Below are 15,832 nucleotides of genomic sequence, written 5' to 3' on the forward strand. Positions count from 1 at the left end.
GCATGGGCTGACAAACGATATAAATGGCCTTTCAGATGAGCCAAATTGAATCAAGAAGGTGATTTAGCTCTAAAAGTGACCTTTAAACTTGCAGTGAGTCAAATTAATTCATCCTTTAGCGGAAGTCCCGGCGTTATTTTTTTATTATCCAGACTCCTCTTCTCGCCAGGATCGCGTTATGGATGCACTAAAAACCTTAGGTACCCGGTTGCTCAACGGCTGGCAGCTCTCCAGGCTGTCGACGTTTGAAGTGGCGGCGCGGCATGAGTCGTTCGCCCTGGCCGCAGACGAGCTGGCGCTCACGCCAAGTGCTGTCAGTCACCGGATTAATCAGCTGGAAGAAGAGCTGGGGATCCAGCTCTTTGTCCGCTCGCACCGCAAAGTGGAGCTGACGCGTGAAGGGAAGCGCGTTTACTGGGCGCTGAAGTCGTCGCTGGATGGCCTCAATCAGGAGATTCTGGACATCAAAAACCAGGAACTCTCCGGCAGCCTGACGGTTTATTCGCGCCCGTCGATAGCCCAGTGCTGGCTGGTGCCCGCGCTGGGGGATTTTAGCCGCCGCTACCCGGCCATCTCGCTGACCGTGCTGACCGGCAACGATAACGTCAATCTGCAGCGGGCGGGTATCGATCTGGCAATCTATTTTGATGATGCGCCGTCGTCGCAACTTAGCCACCATTTTCTGATGGATGAGGCGATCGTGCCGGTCTGTACGCCGAATTATGCCCGCCAGCACCAGTTAACGCAGCATCCTGACAATCTGCGCCACTGCACACTGCTCCACGATCGCCAGGCATGGAGCAACGACTCGGGGACCGATGAGTGGTATAGCTGGGCGCAGCAGTTTGCGGTGGAACTGCCGCCATCGTCGGGCATTGGCTTCGATCGTTCCGATTTAGCAGTGATTGCGGCAATGAACCATGTAGGGGTGGCGATGGGGCGCAAGCGGCTGGTGCAGAAGCGGTTAGAAAGCGGGGAGCTTATCGCGCCGTTCGGCGACATGACGCTGAAATGCCATCAGCATTATTACGTGACGACCCTGCCGGGCCGTCAGTGGCCGAAAATCGACGCCTTTATCGAATGGCTGCACAGCCTGACATAGGGTAAAAGCCGCCACCCGGGGGTAGCCCGGATAAGGCGTAAGCCGCTATCCGGGGATTTCCCTGCTTGCGCTACGCTTAGCAGGGCTACGGTTCTACGGAACCCATCGCCGGGGCCTTCATCAGAACGGCAGCCCGGATAAGGCGTCAGCCGCCATCCGGGGAACGGCCGACGCGCTTATACCGGCTGCTGATGGCGAGTAAAGCGCGAGGCCAGCGGCAGCCAGCACAGCAGAATCAACAGGCCCATCAGCATCATCAGAAGGCCGAGGCTGCCCTGACCGGTTTGCGGCATCATCGCTGACAGCCAGGCCAGTACGCCGGAGCCGATATTCTGCAAACCGCCCACCAGGGCCCCGGCGGTACCGGCGAGGAACGGGAATGGCTCCATCGCGCCGCTGGTGGCCAGCGGGAACAACATCCCGGCGCCGAAGAAGAACAGCGCCGCAGGCACCAGCAGGGTCCAGACAGTCATGATGCCCAGCAGCCCAGGGATCCACATCATCAAACCTGCCAACAGGCAGCAAATAACCGATTGCCACATCAGCGTCGGGAAACGCTTGTTCGGCCGGCCGGCAAACCATGCGCCGAAGAATGCCGCCGGGATCGGCAGAATAAACAGAATACTCACCGCCATGCTGCTCAGACCGAGCACCGCGCCCATCAGCACCCCGGAGCAGGCTTCGAATACCGCTATCCCCGCCAGGCCGCCGATCAGCATCAGCAGATAGCAGTTAAACGCCCCGGTACCGAACAGCGTTTTGTAGCTAGTCAGGAGTTTGGTGCGCGGCGCGCCTTCCGGGCGCGTTTCCGGCATCCACTTCGCCATGCTAAAGGTCACCCCGGCGCACAGGACCAGCAGGAAAGCGTAGCAGGCGCGCCAGTTCCACAGGGTGTCGAGGATGCCGCCGAGCAGCGGCGCAATCAGCGGGCTGACCAGAATACCCATATTTAACAAGCTATTGGCATGACGCAGCTGAGCGCCTTCGTACAGGTCGCGGGGCAGGGTGCGCGCCATCACGCCGCCGACCCCCGTACCCATCCCTTGCATGGCGCTGGCGGCGATCAGCACCGGCAGGCTATGGGTGGTAATGGCTACCAGCGTCGCCAGCATAAAAATCGACATCCCGACGAGGATCACCGGACGGCGGCCCACGCGGTCGGAGAGCGGACCGTAGAACAGCTGTGAAATACCGTAGGTCAGCAGATAGGCCGCCATCACGCTTTGTACCGCCCCTTCGCGGACATTCAGCGCGACCGCCATGTCGGCGATGGCCGGAATATAAATGGTCTGCGCCATCTGGCCGACGGCCACCAGCAGTACCAGCATCAACAACAAATTGAAGTTCTTATGCCGTTTCATGTCGATGAATACTTTGTGAGTAATTAGAAGTGAAGAATATGTGACTGGCACACCCCGTAAACGATGGAGGAATCTACCATATAAAAATGACAGAACAACTGCAAAGTACCGATTGCTGGGGGGAGTCGAGGCAGATTTTGTAAACAGGTTCGGCAACTAATGTTGCCATTTCAGGCTATGACAGCCGCAGGAGGATCGCCCCGGCGGCAATCCCGCAGGCGGCCACGATGCGCAGCGGTATCAGTTGCTCTTTCAGGACGATAAAGGCGATCAGCGCGCCGAAGAGAATGGAGGTTTCACGTAGCGCGGCGACCACCGCCAGCGGCGCTTGCGTCATCGCCCATAGCGCCAGACCATAGGAGCCCATGGTGCCGACACCGCCGAGGATGCCCTTTTTCCAGTGCTGACGTAAATAACGACTGGCCTCTCGCCGTCGCGCCACCATGGCCCAGCACAGCAGGCAGAAACCGTTCATAAAAAAGGTCCACAGGGTATAACCCAGTGCAGAGCCCGCCAGCCGGACGCCGGTGCCGTCCACCAGCGTGTAGCCGGCGATAAAGCAGGCGTTGATCAGCGCCAGCACGATGCCTTTGCGGGAGCTAACGCGGCCGTGAAAGGCCATCGCCAGAATCGCCAGGCAAATAACGCCGATGCCCAGCCAGGCCAGCGGCGATAAGCGATCGCCAAGAAAAATGACGCTAATGGCTGCCACCAGCAGCGGTGCGGTGCCGCGCATCAGCGGATAGGTCTGGCTCATATCCGACACCTGGTAGGTCTTCGCTACCAGCACCGTATACACCACCTGCAATGCGCAGGACGCCGCCAGATAAGGCGCGCTGGCCAGCGTCGGCTGCGGCGCGAAGGGCAGCATCACCAGGGCGAGCAGCGCGGCCGAGCCGCTGACGCCGATCGCCGCGTACATTTTATCGCCGCTGGCTTTGACGATAGCGTTCCAGCTGGCGTGCAGCAGGGCGGCGAACAGCAAAATGCAGAATACGGTGAGGGTCATCGCAAAACGATTCAGAAGTTAAGGTCTTCGGACTGTAACATGCGCCCGCGCAGCCAACCAGCTGCGGCTAAAGCGAGCAGAACAGACGATGCGTGACCCGGGGTTCATCGTATACCGGGCGAAAACCAAGCTTTTCATAAAAGGGCCAGGCCTGTGCCGGGGCATGGGTGTTAAGAAAATCGAACCAGGCGCTGGAGTGGGTAATGACCGAGACCAGGAGCTGCTGGCCGATCCCCCGGCGACGATAGCGTTCGCTAATGTAGAGATGGCGAATGCGCCCGACCCGCGGCTGTGGACTGAAGGGATCGCTATTGATGCCGCATACCCCTACCAGCTGGTGGTTCACGAAGGCGCCCAGCAGCGTTTCGCCCGGCGCGTTAAAGCGGTTTTTGCCGCTCTGCCAGTTTTCCGCCAGGCGGCGCAGCATATTGAAATGCTGTTCAAGGCTTTCGATTCGTAGCGCCGCGAACCCCGGGACATCCGGCGTCGTGGCGGCAATTAACAGGGGTGGCATAGCTTCCTCCATCAAGTCATCCCGGGACTCCCGGCGGGCGCCTGCAGGGGGGCGGTTTCCCGCCCCCCTCAGGTGCGACTTGAACCTGAATCAGCGGAACTGTTTCAGGACTGCATCAAGTAGTTGCAACACAGCAACCATGAGTTTCAGGATTAAAATAATAATATCCATTCCGCCCATACGCGCGTCTCCTGTGGTTAAGGAGCACAATAAGCTGACTTACCTTTCCGCTGCCTGTTGCCAGCTTATCCCTGCCTGTCGCCGGCGGCGTCTGCCCTGGCCGATAGTTCGTCCTTTCCGTAGACGGCTTCCCGGCCCGCCGCCTGCAACAGCAGGGGTGCGCAGCGTTGACCCACGCGTTGCCGCGCGGTTCAGATACTGCACGTTGTTGACGTAACACAGTGTGCTCTCTCGGGGTTAAGGCACTGACGGCACCACCCGTTTCAGCCAGGACTTCGTTGCGCCGGTCAAACTTGCGGCCCCCGAATGGCACAAAGTGAACACACCCAGTATAGATAAATACTGTATGGATGAACAGTATTTTTTGGACAAATTCGCCCCCCTCGTCCATACTCTATGACAGAGAAATATCGTCCTTAAATTGCGCGAACTGCAGCGATCGCGTATACTTTTGGCGTTGACGTAATACAGTGTGCTTGCGGCTACCACCCGTAACAATGCTGATAAAAACCTCGCTCCGGCGGGGTTTTTTGTTTTCTGCCGCTTATGTCGCAAATTGTGATCTTTCGCGCAAATTTTCCTGGATGAAAATAAATCCATTGTGAAAATGGAAAACCTGTGTTTGTATGAATTCAGCTTATTTATTGACACAACAGGTCCCTAATGAACGCAACCCTGATCGCTTCGACCCTACTAAAAACCGCGCCTGCCGCGGTGGTCGTCGTGTCTGTGGTGGTCGTCGTCGGCAACGCGCCGTAGGGTCCGGAACAACACGAATTCCAAACCCCGCCGGCGCAAACCGAGCGGGGTTTTTTGTTGGCGAGCCCCCCGGTAAAGTCGGCCCAGAATAAAAGGACTGGAGCATGGCAAGTTCGGGCACAACATCAAACACAATGCGCTTTACCGGCGCGCAGCTGGTTGTTCATTTACTGGAACGCCAGGGCATCACTATGGTCAGCGGCATCCCGGGCGGTTCTATTCTGCCTATCTACGATGCCTTAAGCCAAAGCACGCAGATCCGCCACATCCTGGCGCGCCACGAGCAGGGCGCGGGTTTTATCGCTCAAGGGATGGCGCGAACCGAAGGCAAACCCGCCGTCTGTATGGCCTGTAGCGGCCCTGGCGCCACCAACCTGATTACGGCGATCGCCGATGCCCGCCTCGATTCAATCCCTCTGGTGTGCATCACCGGCCAGGTGCCGGCCTCCATGATTGGCACCGACGCTTTCCAGGAAGTCGACACCTACGGCATCTCTATCCCCATCACCAAGCATAACTATCTGGTGCGCGACATCGCCGAGCTGCCGCAGGTGATGAGCGACGCCTTCCGTATTGCCCAGTCCGGGCGTCCCGGACCGGTGTGGATAGACATTCCTAAGGACGTACAGTCGGCCACTATTGAACTGGAGACCCTGCCAGAACCGGGCGAGCGCGCCCCGGCACCGGCCTTCGCCCCTGAAAGCGTGCGTGAAGCAGCGGCGATGATCAACGCGGCGAAGCGCCCGGTGCTCTATCTGGGCGGCGGGGTGATTAACGCGCCGCAGCCGATTCGTCAGCTGGCGGAAAAAGCCAACCTGCCGACCACCATGACCCTGATGGCGCTGGGCATGCTGCCGAAGGCGCACCCGCTGTCGCTGGGGATGCTGGGGATGCACGGCGCGCGCAGCACCAACTTCATTTTGCAGGAAGCGGATTTACTGATTGTTTTAGGCGCGCGTTTTGATGACCGGGCGATTGGCAAGACCGAACAGTTCTGCCCGAACGCGAAGATTATCCACGTCGATATCGACCGCTCTGAGCTGGGCAAAATCAAGCAACCGCACGTCGCGATTCAGGGCGATGTGGCGGAAGTCTTAGCCCAGCTGATCCCGCAGATTGAAGCACAGCCGCGCGATGAATGGCGCCAGCTGGTGGCAGATTTACAGCGTGAATTCCCCTGCGCCATCCCGCAGGAAAGTGACCCGCTCTCCCATTACGGCCTGATTAACGCCGTGGCCGCCTGCGTTGACGATGAGGCGATCATCACCACCGATGTGGGTCAGCATCAGATGTGGACGGCGCAGGCCTACCCGCTCAACCGTCCGCGCCAGTGGCTGACTTCCGGCGGTCTTGGCACCATGGGCTTCGGCCTGCCGGCGGCCATCGGCGCGGCGCTGGCGAATCCGCAGCGCAAGGTTATCTGTTTCTCCGGCGACGGCAGCCTGATGATGAATATTCAGGAGATGGCCACCGCCGCCGAAAATCGGTTGGATGTCAAAATTATCCTGCTGAACAACGAAGCGCTGGGGCTGGTGCACCAGCAGCAGAGCCTGTTCTATCAGCAGGGCGTGTTCGCCGCCACCTATCCGGGGATGATTAACTTTATGCAAATCGCCGCCGGTTTTGGTCTGCAAACCTGTGATTTAAATAACGAAGCCGATCCGCAGGCGGCGCTGCAGGCGATCATCGACCGTCCGGGTCCGGCGCTGATCCACGTGCGCATCGACGCGCAGCAGAAAGTGTATCCGATGGTACCGCCGGGTGCGGCCAATACTGAAATGGTGGGGGGATAAGCCATGCAAAAACAATGTGATAACGTCATTCTGGAGCTCACTGTCCGCAACCACCCTGGCGTGATGACCCACGTCTGCGGGCTATTTGCCCGCCGCGCGTTTAACGTTGAAGGCATTCTCTGCTTGCCGATCCAGGGCAGCGAGCACAGCCGCATCTGGCTGCTGGTGAACGACGATCAGCGTCTTGGCCAGATGATTAGCCAGATAGAAAAACTGGAAGACGTCACCAACGTGGCGCGCAACCAGTCCGATCCCACCATGTTTAACAAAATTGCGGTGTTCTTCGAGTAAATCGCGCAAGGCTTGAACGGTAAGGTGCTTATGGTTAAGGTAAGCGCCTTTGCCGGATGGCGCTGCGCTTATCCGGCCTACGGACACAGCGCTTTTTCGTCTCAGGCACCAGGACCCTATCATGACCACCATCGCCCTTATTGACGATCATTTGATTGTCCGCTCCGGCTTTGCTCAGCTGCTGGGGCTGGAAGCTGATTTTCAGGTTGTCGCCGAATTTGGTAGCGGCCGCGAGGCGCTGGCGGGGCTACCGGGGCGCGGTGTACAGGTCTGTATCTGCGATATCTCCATGCCGGATATTTCCGGGCTGGAGCTGCTCAGCCAGTTGCCGAAGGGGATGGCGACGATCATGCTGTCGGTGCACGATAGCCCGGCGCTGATCGAGCAGGCGCTGAACGCCGGCGCGCGCGGCTTCCTGTCGAAACGCTGCAGCCCGGATGAACTTATCGCCGCGGTGCGCACGGTGGCGGCGGGTGGTTGCTATCTCACGCCGGATATCGCCATGAAGCTGGCCGCCGGGCGCCAGGATCCGCTCACCAAACGCGAACGCCAGGTGGCGGAAAAACTGGCGCAGGGGATGGCGGTGAAAGAGATTGCCGCCGAGCTCGGCCTGTCGCCGAAAACCGTTCACGTTCACCGCGCCAACCTGCTGGAAAAACTGGGCGTCAGTAACGACGTTGAGCTGGCGCGCCGCATGTTCGATAGCTGGCAATGAAGGCTGTCGTCTCACGATTGCTGTCGGTGATCGGCTGCGCCTTTATCTTCTCCGCCGCCTGGTTTTGCCTGTGGAGTATCAGTCTGCATCTGGTGGAACGCGCGGATTTAGCGGTGCTGCTGTTTCCCTTTGGCCTGCGTTTAGGGCTGATGCTGCAATGCCCGCGTGGCTACTGGCCGGTGCTGCTGGGCGCCGAGTGGCTGCTTATCTTCTGGCTGACGCAGGAAGTGGCGCTGGCGCACCCGATAATATTGATGACCGGAAGTCTGCTGACCCTGCTGCCGGTAGCGTTGATTTCACGCTATCGCCATCAGCGCGACTGGCTGACATTGCTGCGCCAGGGCGGGGCGCTGATCGCCGCCTCGCTGCTGCAATCGCTGCCGTGGCTGGCGCAAGGGAGCGAAGGATTGACCGCCCTGCTGTTAACGCTGACCGGCGGCCTGACGCTGGCGCCGACCTGCCTGGTTATCTGGCACTATCTTACCAGTACCGTCTGGCAGCCACTGGGGCCCGCGCTGGTCTCGCAGCCGATTAACTGGCGCGGCCGGCATCTGATCTGGTACCTGCTGTTATTCACCATTAGCCTGTGGCTGCAGCTTGGGCTGCCCGCCGAGCTCTCCCGCTTTACCCCGTTTTGCCTCGCGCTGCCGATTATCGCCCTCGCCTGGCACTACGGCTGGCAGGGGGCGCTGATCGCCACCCTGATGAACGCCATCGCGCTGATTGCCAGCCAGACCTGGCACGATCACCCGGTCGATTTATTGCTTTCACTGCTGGCGCAGAGCCTGACCGGGCTGCTGCTGGGGGCGGGGATCCAGCGATTGCGCGAGCTTAACCTGTCGCTACAGAACGAGCTGGCGCGTAATCGGCGGCTGGCGGAACGCCTGCTGGAAACGGAAGAGAGCGTGCGGCGTGACGTGGCGCGCGAGCTCCACGATGATATTGGCCAGACGATCACGGCAATTCGCACCCAGGCGGGGATCGTCCAGCGTCTGGCGCCGAATAACGGCAGCGTGCGCCAGAGCGGCCAGCTGATAGAACAGCTGTCGCTGGGAGTTTACGACTCGGTGCGAAGACTGCTTGGTCGCCTGCGTCCGCGCCAGCTTGACGATCTGCCGCTTGAACAGGCGATACGTTCGTTGATGCGCGAAATGGAACTGGAAGACCGCGGCATCGTCAGCCATCTCGACTGGCGGATTAACGAGGCGGGGCTGAGCGAAAACCAGCGCGTGACGCTGTTTCGCGTCTGCCAGGAAGGACTCAATAATATCGTCAAGCACGCCAGCGCCAGCGCCGTCACCCTGCAGGGCTGGCAGCAGGATGGGCGATTGATGCTGGTGCTGGAGGATGACGGCTGCGGCCTGCCGCCGGGCTCGAATCTGCAGGGGTTCGGCCTGACCGGTATGCGTGAACGCGTCACCGCGCTGGGCGGTACGCTGACCATCTCCTGCACGCATGGCACCCGCGTGTGCGTCAATTTACCGCTGCGTTACGCCTGAGAGGAGCGCCGATGTTTGCCTTTTTAAAAGCGCCGCCGGACGCCACTCCAGTTAGCGATAAACGCGAGCTGGACGAGCGTTATCGTTACTGGCGTCGACATATTCTGCTCACTATCTGGCTTGGTTACGCGCTGTTTTATTTCACCCGCAAAAGCTTTAATGCCGCGGTGCCTGAAATTCTTGCCAGTAACGTCCTGACCCGCAGCGATATTGGCCTGCTGGCCACGCTGTTTTACATCACTTATGGGCTGTCGAAATTTTTCTCCGGTATCGTCAGCGACCGCTCCGACGCCCGCTATTTTATGGGGCTGGGGCTGATTGCCACCGGGGTGGTGAATATTCTGTTCGGTTTTTCCACTTCGCTATGGGCCTTCGCGCTGCTGTGGGCGCTGAATGCCTTCTTCCAGGGCTGGGGCTCGCCGGTGTGCGCCCGGCTGCTGACGGCCTGGTATTCGCGGACCGAACGCGGCGGCTGGTGGGCGCTATGGAATACCGCGCATAACGTCGGCGGCGCGCTGATCCCGATGGTGGTGGGGGCGGCGGCGCTGCACTACGGCTGGCGTGCGGGGATGACCATTGCCGGCTGTCTGGCGATCCTCGCCGGGCTGTATCTGTGCTGGCGGCTGCGCGATCGCCCGCAGGCGGTGGGGTTACCCGCCGTGGGCGACTGGCGTCACGATGCGCTGGAAATCGCCCAGCAGCAGGAGGGAGCAGGGCTGACGCGTAAAGCGATCCTGACCCGCTACGTGCTGGCCAATCCCTATATCTGGCTGCTGTCGCTGTGCTATGTGCTGGTGTACGTGGTGCGGGCGGCGATTAACGACTGGGGCAATCTGTATATGTCGGAGACGCTTGGCGTCGATCTGGTGACCGCTAACTCGGCGGTCACCATGTTTGAGCTGGGCGGTTTTATCGGCGCGCTGGTGGCGGGGTGGGGCTCGGATAAGCTGTTTAACGGCAATCGCGGGCCGATGAACCTGATTTTCGCCGCCGGAATTTTGCTGTCGGTTGGCGGGCTGTGGCTGATGCCGTTCGCCAGCTATGTCATGCAGGCGGCCTGCTTCTTCACCACCGGTTTCTTCGTGTTTGGCCCGCAGATGCTGATCGGCATGGCGGCGGCGGAATGTTCGCATAAAGAAGCCGCCGGGGCGGCGACCGGGTTTGTCGGCCTGTTCGCTTATCTTGGCGCCTCGCTTTCCGGCTGGCCGCTGGCGCAGGTGATGGATATCTGGCACTGGACCGGATTCTTCGTGGTGATTGCGATTGCCGCCGGCATTTCCGCGCTGCTGCTGCTGCCGTTTTTAAACGCGCAGGCGCCGCGTACCGCCAGCGAAGCGTGATGTAGCTCACCCTTTCGCCGCGAACGGGGCAAAACTAAGAAATTTTCCCGGTTTCACCTGGACGCCGTCTCAGGCCAGACGGCGCGCTGGTTTTTACAATGCCTGGTTATTACGCAGGCATAAAAAATCAGCTCAGGAGATACCCATGCTGGCCTTTCTGAATCAGGTGCGCAAGCCGACCCTGGATCTGCCGCTCGATGTGCGGCGCAAAATGTGGTTCAAACCTTTCATGCAGTCCTATCTGGTGGTCTTCATCGGCTACCTGACCATGTATCTGATCCGCAAGAACTTTAATATCGCGCAGAACGACATGATCTCCACCTACGGGTTGAGCATGACGCAGCTGGGGATGATTGGCCTGGGCTTCTCCATCACCTACGGCGTGGGCAAGACGCTCGTCTCTTATTATGCCGACGGTAAAAACACCAAGCAGTTCCTGCCGTTTATGCTGATCCTCTCCGCCATCTGTATGCTGGGCTTTAGCGCCAGTATGGGGGCGGGTTCAACCAGCCTGTTCCTGATGATCGCCTTCTATGCGCTGAGCGGCTTCTTCCAGAGCACCGGCGGCTCGTGCAGCTATTCCACCATCACCAAGTGGACGCCCAGACGCAAACGCGGCACCTTCCTCGGCTTCTGGAATATCTCCCACAACCTCGGCGGCGCGGGCGCGGCGGGCGTGGCGCTGTTTGGCGCCAACTATCTGTTCGACGGCCACGTGATAGGCATGTTTATCTTCCCGTCGATTATTGCGCTGATCGTCGGCTTTATCGGCCTGCGCTACGGTAGCGACTCGCCGGAATCCTACGGCCTCGGCACGGCGGAAGAGCTGTTCGGCGAAGCGATCAGCGAAGAGGACAAAGAGACCGAAGAAAATGCGATGACCAAGTGGCAGATCTTTGTAGAGTACGTGCTGAAAAACAAAGTGATCTGGCTGCTGTGCTTCTCCAACATCTTCCTCTACGTGGTGCGTATCGGTATCGATCAGTGGTCCACTGTGTATGCCTTCCAGGAGCTGAAGCTGTCTAAAGAGGTGGCGATTCAGGGCTTTACCCTGTTTGAAGTCGGCGCGCTGGTTGGCACGCTACTGTGGGGCTGGTTGTCGGACCTGGCCAACGGCCGCCGCGCGCTGGTGGCCTGCGTCGCGCTGGCGCTGATTATCGCCACCCTCGGGGTTTACCAACACGCCAGCAACCAGTACGTCTATCTGGCTTCACTGTTTGCGTTGGGCTTCCTGGTGTTTGGTCCGCAGCTGTTGATCGGCGTCGCCGCCGTCGGCTTCGTGCCGAAAAAAGCGATCGGCGCCGCCGATGGAATCAAGGGCACCTTCGCCTATCTGATCGGCGATAGCTTCGCCAAACTGGGTCTCGGGATGATCGCCGACGGCACGCCGGTCTTCGGCCTGACCGGCTGGGCCGGCACCTTTGCGGCGCTGGACGCCGCCGCCATCGGCTGTATCTGCCTGATGGCCATCGTGGCTATCTTCGAAGAGCGTAAAATTCGCCGCGAGAAAAAGAATCGTATTTTGCAGACTGCCTGATTCACCAGGTATTTGGTAACGTTGCCCGGCCATTGCGCCGGGCTTTTTTATAGTTCTTGCTGGCTGGATTGCAGGAGTAGCTCCCGCAGCCACTGCTGCGCCGGGTCATGATGGTTACGCTCGTGCCAGGCCATGCTTTTGGTGAAACCCGGGATCGTCAGCGGCGGTGGGGCGATTTTCATGCCGCTGGCTCTTTTCGCCAGCCGGCGCGGTACCACGGCGATCATGTCGCTCACCGCCAGTACTTCCGGCAACACCAGAAAACTGCTGACCGACAATCCTACTCGCCGGGTCCGGCCAAGCGCCGCCAGCGCGTCGTCGGTCACGCCGCGAAAGCTATCGCCCTGCCATGAAACCAGCACATGTTCCAGCGCACAGAAGCGGTCGAGCGTCAGCGGCTGGCTGGCCTGCGGATGGTCTTCGCGCATCAGACAGACATAGTCTTCCTGATACAGCGCCCGGCTGTGCAACGCCGGCGGCGTATCGTGGGGCGTCAATAGCGCAATATCCACTTCACCACGTTCGGACTGTGCCAGCAGCGTGGCCGGTGATTCGGGAATGATGCGCACGCGGATACCCGGCGCCAGTGGCTTCAGCGCGGCGATAAATGGCACGATCACTGCCTTCAACGCATAATCCGTCGCGGCGATGGTCCAGGTAAAATTGGCTTCCAGCGGCTCGAAGATGGCAGGTTGCAGCAGGGTTTCAGCATCGATCAGCAGCTGCTTTACCGGAGCCGCCAGCGCCTGAGCGCGCAGCGTCGGCACCATACCGTGCGGGGCGCGGATAAACAGCGGGTCATTAAAGGCGTCGCGCAGGCGAGTGAGCATGCCGCTGACCGCCGGCTGGGTGAGCGCCAGCCGCGCTGCCGCCCGGGTGACGCTGCGTTCATCGAGCAGCGCATCCAGGGCTTTCAGCAGGTTGAGATCGAGGTTTCTGATATCAGATTTCATGATAGCCATCCGCAAACGCGATAAGTCACATTATGGTATGCCCGGTAGTCGACAGCAGGCAAATTCCCATTATGATAGTGAGGCTGCGATTGGATGAGAGGATGCATGATCTGGATAGGACTGGCCACCCTGGTAGTGGTATTTGTTGTGGGATTTCGGGTGCTTACCTCTGATTCACGCCGCGCGATCCGTCGCCTGAGCGAACGCCTTGGCATAACGCCTGTTCCGCTGGAATCGATGATCGATCAACTGGGAAAAACCGCCGGTAATGAGTATTTGCGCTACCTGGAGCGGCCGAATGAAGCGCATCTGCAGAACGCCGCACAGGTACTGCTGATCTGGCAGACCGCTATCGTCGATGCCAGCGAAAAAAACCTGCATTACTGGTATCGCCTGATGCAAAAAGCGCGTTTAGCGGCGCCGATTACCGACGCGCAAATTCGTCTTGCGCAAGGGTTTCTGCGAGAGCTGGATCCGGATGTGAGCGATTTGCATAATCTGCAGCAGCGCTATAACGCGCTATTCCTGCCGGAAGACGGCGTGCACTGGTTGCACTGATATCACTACTGCTTATGAGTATTATCAAGGATGGTGATTCGATTTATATCACTCTCCCGCGCATGATTAACCTCGTTAAAACAATCGTTCACGAGGTTAATCATGAAACAGCCCCTGCTGCAAAGCGCCATCGTCTGGCCGGAAGCGTATCTGCCGGGCACCACCGACAATTTTGCCTCTAATGAAATTATCGTCAGCGGCCTGACGGCAGCTCAGATATGGGCGCAGCTCGATGACACCACGCTGTGGCCGGGCTATTACAGCAACGTTGCCGATATCCATTTCCATGACGGTAGCGGCCCGACCCTCAGCGCCAACGCCCGCTTCCGCTTCAGCACCTTCGGCTTCCCGATTGAGGCGCAGATTACAGAGTATGTACCTCCCGCTGCCGGGCAGGCGGCGCGCGTAGCCTGGCACGGCTGGGCGGAAGGGGATGCAACGACGCGTCTTGATGTGATCCACGCGTGGCTATTTGAAGATTTGCCCGGCGGGCGCGTACGTATCCTCACCCAGGAGTCGCAAAAAGGCGTTCCGGCGCAGGAGCTGGCGCGTACCTTGCCCAATCCGATGATTAACGGTCACCAGGAATGGATCTGCGGGCTGGTGAAATCGGCTCGCGGCGAGTAAATCCGAGTGCCGGATGGCGGCTGCGCCTTATCCGGCCTACGGTTTCCGCACTCGTCCCTTGTAGGCCGGATAAGCGTAAGCGCCATCCGGCAGAATGACGAAGGCTATATTCTCAGGCTATCCCTTTGTATCATGCCGTGAAAAGCGATGAGAGTTGTGAAAACGTTAAATACGTCACATACAAAATGTTACACTGCGCGGCTTTCAGCCACTTTCTTCGCAGGTCACTCATGAGTCATTCAAATGAAGCCAAACCCCACGCACGCGAGCTGGCGCGGCCAAACTGGTCGGCGGTTTTCGCGGTTGCGTTCTGTGTCGCCTGCCTGATTACCGTTGAGTTTCTGCCGGTCAGCCTGCTGACGCCGATGGCGCTGGATTTAGGCATCTCCGAAGGGATGGCCGGGCAGTCGGTGACGACCACGGCCTTTGTGGCCATGTTCTCCAGCCTGTTTATCACCTCCGTCATTGGCAAAACCGATCGCCGCTACGTCGTTATTCTGTTTTCGCTGCTGCTGACCCTTTCCTGCCTGCTGGTGTCGTTTGCCGATAGCTTCATCCTGCTGCTGCTGGGGCGCGCCTGTCTGGGCCTGGCGCTCGGTGGTTTCTGGGCGATGTCGGCCTCGCTGACCATGCGGCTGGTGCCGATGCGCGTGGTGCCGAAAGCGCTATCGATTATCTTCGGCGCGGTATCAATCGCGCTGGTGATCGCCGCCCCACTGGGCAGTTTTTTGGGCGGGATCATCGGCTGGCGCAACGTCTTTAACGGCGCGGCGGTGATGGGGGTGCTGTGTACGATCTGGGTGCTGAAAGCGCTGCCGTCGCTGCCCGGTGAATCGGCGGCTCAACAGCAAAATATGTTTGGCCTGCTGAAACGCCCGGGGGTGATGGCCGGGATGTGCGCCATTTTCATGGCCTTTGCCGGACAGTTTGCCTTCTTTACCTATATTCGCCCGGTTTTCATGACGCTCGCCGGGTTTGACGTCGACGGCCTGACGCTGGTGCTGCTGAGCTTTGGTATCGCCAGCTTTATCGGTACCTCGCTTTCGTCGGTGCTTCTCAAGCGTTCGGTGAAAGCGGCGCTGGCGATTGCGCCGCTGGTGCTGACCGCCTGCGCGGTGGCGCTGGTACTGTGGGGAGAAAGCAAAATCGTCGCCTCGACGGTAGCGATTATCTGGGGCTTTGCGTTTGCGCTGATCCCGGTGGGGTGGTCAACGTGGATCACCCGTTCGCTCTCCGATCAGGCGGAAAAAGCCGGGTCGATTCAGGTGGCGGTGATCCAGCTGGCCAACACCTGCGGCGCCGCGGTCGGCGGCATTGCGCTTGACCACTTAGGGCTGCTGTCGCCGCTGGTGTTGTCAGGGGTATTGATGCTGTTTACCGGCCTGTTGGTGGCGGCCAAAGTGAAGGTGAATTCACCCGCTTAAGGCCGCTCGCCTTTTGCCATCCTGCACAACTAACTGAGGTTATGGCGCCTGACCGCCCGGCGGCGCTGCGCTTGCCGGGCCTACGTTGTGTGAGCCTGCGGGAAGGAACGTAGGCCGGATAAGGCGTCAGCCGCCATCCGGCATAAATGGAGCGCACCAGTCGTAGCCCG

General features: G+C 59.5%; 16 protein-coding genes and 2 pseudogenes. 12 read left to right on the forward strand and 6 right to left on the reverse strand.

What is annotated here, in order from left to right:
- Nucleotides 1–45: 45 nt before the first annotated feature.
- A pseudogene (locus CWM57_RS27970) lies at nucleotides 46–162 on the forward strand (hypothetical protein); the annotation flags it as partial.
- Nucleotides 163–178: 16 nt separating this feature from the next.
- A complete protein-coding gene (gene dsdC, locus CWM57_RS25530) occupies nucleotides 179–1,102 on the forward strand; it encodes a DNA-binding transcriptional regulator DsdC (RefSeq protein ID WP_074385315.1) in 924 nt (307 codons plus the stop codon).
- A 176-nt stretch (nucleotides 1,103–1,278) separates the two neighbouring features.
- Here dsdC and emrD read toward each other — a convergent pair whose 3' ends face one another.
- The 5 genes and pseudogenes from emrD to CWM57_RS27975 all read right to left on the reverse strand — a co-directional run bounded on the left by emrD (nucleotide 1,279) and on the right by CWM57_RS27975 (nucleotide 4,817).
- Complete coding sequence (gene emrD, locus CWM57_RS25535) at nucleotides 1,279–2,463, reverse strand: multidrug efflux MFS transporter EmrD (RefSeq protein WP_100676569.1); 1,185 nt, start codon at nucleotides 2,461–2,463, stop codon at nucleotides 1,279–1,281.
- 175 nt (nucleotides 2,464–2,638) lie between these two features.
- A complete protein-coding gene (locus CWM57_RS25540; RefSeq protein ID WP_061152895.1) occupies nucleotides 2,639–3,472 on the reverse strand; it encodes a DMT family transporter in 834 nt (277 codons plus the stop codon).
- Nucleotides 3,473–3,539: 67 nt separating this feature from the next.
- On the reverse strand, nucleotides 3,540–3,986 hold the full coding sequence (locus CWM57_RS25545; RefSeq protein WP_100676570.1) for a GNAT family N-acetyltransferase: 447 nt from the start codon (nucleotides 3,984–3,986) through the stop codon (nucleotides 3,540–3,542).
- 90 nt (nucleotides 3,987–4,076) lie between these two features.
- Nucleotides 4,077–4,196 carry a type I toxin-antitoxin system toxin TisB gene (gene tisB, locus CWM57_RS25550; protein WP_004145059.1) on the reverse strand — a complete coding sequence of 40 codons (120 nt, stop codon included), beginning with the start codon at nucleotides 4,194–4,196 and terminating at the stop codon, nucleotides 4,077–4,079.
- 452 nt (nucleotides 4,197–4,648) lie between these two features.
- Nucleotides 4,649–4,817 (reverse strand): annotated as a pseudogene (locus CWM57_RS27975) (hypothetical protein).
- Between the two features lie 12 nt (nucleotides 4,818–4,829).
- Here CWM57_RS27975 and ivbL point away from each other — a divergent pair.
- The 7 genes from ivbL to uhpT all read left to right on the forward strand — a co-directional run bounded on the left by ivbL (nucleotide 4,830) and on the right by uhpT (nucleotide 12,100).
- Entirely contained in the window at nucleotides 4,830–4,925 is a 96-nt protein-coding gene (gene ivbL, locus CWM57_RS25560) for an ilvB operon leader peptide IvbL (RefSeq protein WP_002923286.1), read from the forward strand.
- A 104-nt stretch (nucleotides 4,926–5,029) separates the two neighbouring features.
- Nucleotides 5,030–6,718 carry an acetolactate synthase large subunit gene (ilvB, locus tag CWM57_RS25565; protein WP_100676571.1) on the forward strand — a complete coding sequence of 563 codons (1,689 nt, stop codon included), beginning with the start codon at nucleotides 5,030–5,032 and terminating at the stop codon, nucleotides 6,716–6,718.
- A 3-nt stretch (nucleotides 6,719–6,721) separates the two neighbouring features.
- On the forward strand, nucleotides 6,722–7,009 hold the full coding sequence (gene ilvN, locus CWM57_RS25570; protein ID WP_042947100.1) for an acetolactate synthase small subunit: 288 nt from the start codon (nucleotides 6,722–6,724) through the stop codon (nucleotides 7,007–7,009).
- A gap of 121 nt (nucleotides 7,010–7,130) precedes the next feature.
- On the forward strand, nucleotides 7,131–7,724 hold the full coding sequence (gene uhpA / locus CWM57_RS25575) for a transcriptional regulator UhpA (RefSeq protein WP_008806764.1): 594 nt from the start codon (nucleotides 7,131–7,133) through the stop codon (nucleotides 7,722–7,724).
- Between the two features lie 17 nt (nucleotides 7,725–7,741).
- Complete coding sequence (uhpB, locus tag CWM57_RS25580; protein ID WP_165784262.1) at nucleotides 7,742–9,223, forward strand: signal transduction histidine-protein kinase/phosphatase UhpB; 1,482 nt, start codon at nucleotides 7,742–7,744, stop codon at nucleotides 9,221–9,223.
- Nucleotides 9,224–9,234: 11 nt separating this feature from the next.
- Nucleotides 9,235–10,563, forward strand: coding sequence for an MFS transporter (locus CWM57_RS25585; protein ID WP_032733963.1), 1,329 nt, complete (start codon nucleotides 9,235–9,237; stop codon nucleotides 10,561–10,563).
- Between the two features lie 145 nt (nucleotides 10,564–10,708).
- Entirely contained in the window at nucleotides 10,709–12,100 is a 1,392-nt protein-coding gene (uhpT, locus tag CWM57_RS25590) for a hexose-6-phosphate:phosphate antiporter (protein ID WP_038421922.1), read from the forward strand.
- Nucleotides 12,101–12,147: 47 nt separating this feature from the next.
- Here uhpT and CWM57_RS25595 read toward each other — a convergent pair whose 3' ends face one another.
- Nucleotides 12,148–13,053 carry a LysR family transcriptional regulator gene (locus CWM57_RS25595; protein WP_100676573.1) on the reverse strand — a complete coding sequence of 302 codons (906 nt, stop codon included), beginning with the start codon at nucleotides 13,051–13,053 and terminating at the stop codon, nucleotides 12,148–12,150.
- A gap of 105 nt (nucleotides 13,054–13,158) precedes the next feature.
- On the opposite strand from CWM57_RS25595, the gene CWM57_RS25600 reads away from it, so the two are divergent.
- The 3 genes from CWM57_RS25600 (at nucleotide 13,159) to nepI (ending at nucleotide 15,662) form a co-directional block, all read left to right on the forward strand.
- Nucleotides 13,159–13,611: a DUF1198 family protein gene (locus tag CWM57_RS25600; RefSeq protein WP_074385321.1), complete on the forward strand. Its 453-nt coding sequence runs from the start codon at nucleotides 13,159–13,161 to the stop codon at nucleotides 13,609–13,611.
- 102 nt (nucleotides 13,612–13,713) lie between these two features.
- Nucleotides 13,714–14,238: a polyketide cyclase gene (locus CWM57_RS25605; protein ID WP_061152902.1), complete on the forward strand. Its 525-nt coding sequence runs from the start codon at nucleotides 13,714–13,716 to the stop codon at nucleotides 14,236–14,238.
- 230 nt (nucleotides 14,239–14,468) lie between these two features.
- Entirely contained in the window at nucleotides 14,469–15,662 is a 1,194-nt protein-coding gene (nepI, locus tag CWM57_RS25610) for a purine ribonucleoside efflux pump NepI (protein ID WP_074385322.1), read from the forward strand.
- Nucleotides 15,663–15,832 lie beyond the last annotated feature (170 nt).

Source organism: Klebsiella sp. G-Nf4, from assembly GCF_002810615.1.
Lineage (GTDB): Bacteria > Pseudomonadota > Gammaproteobacteria > Enterobacterales > Enterobacteriaceae > Klebsiella > Klebsiella variicola.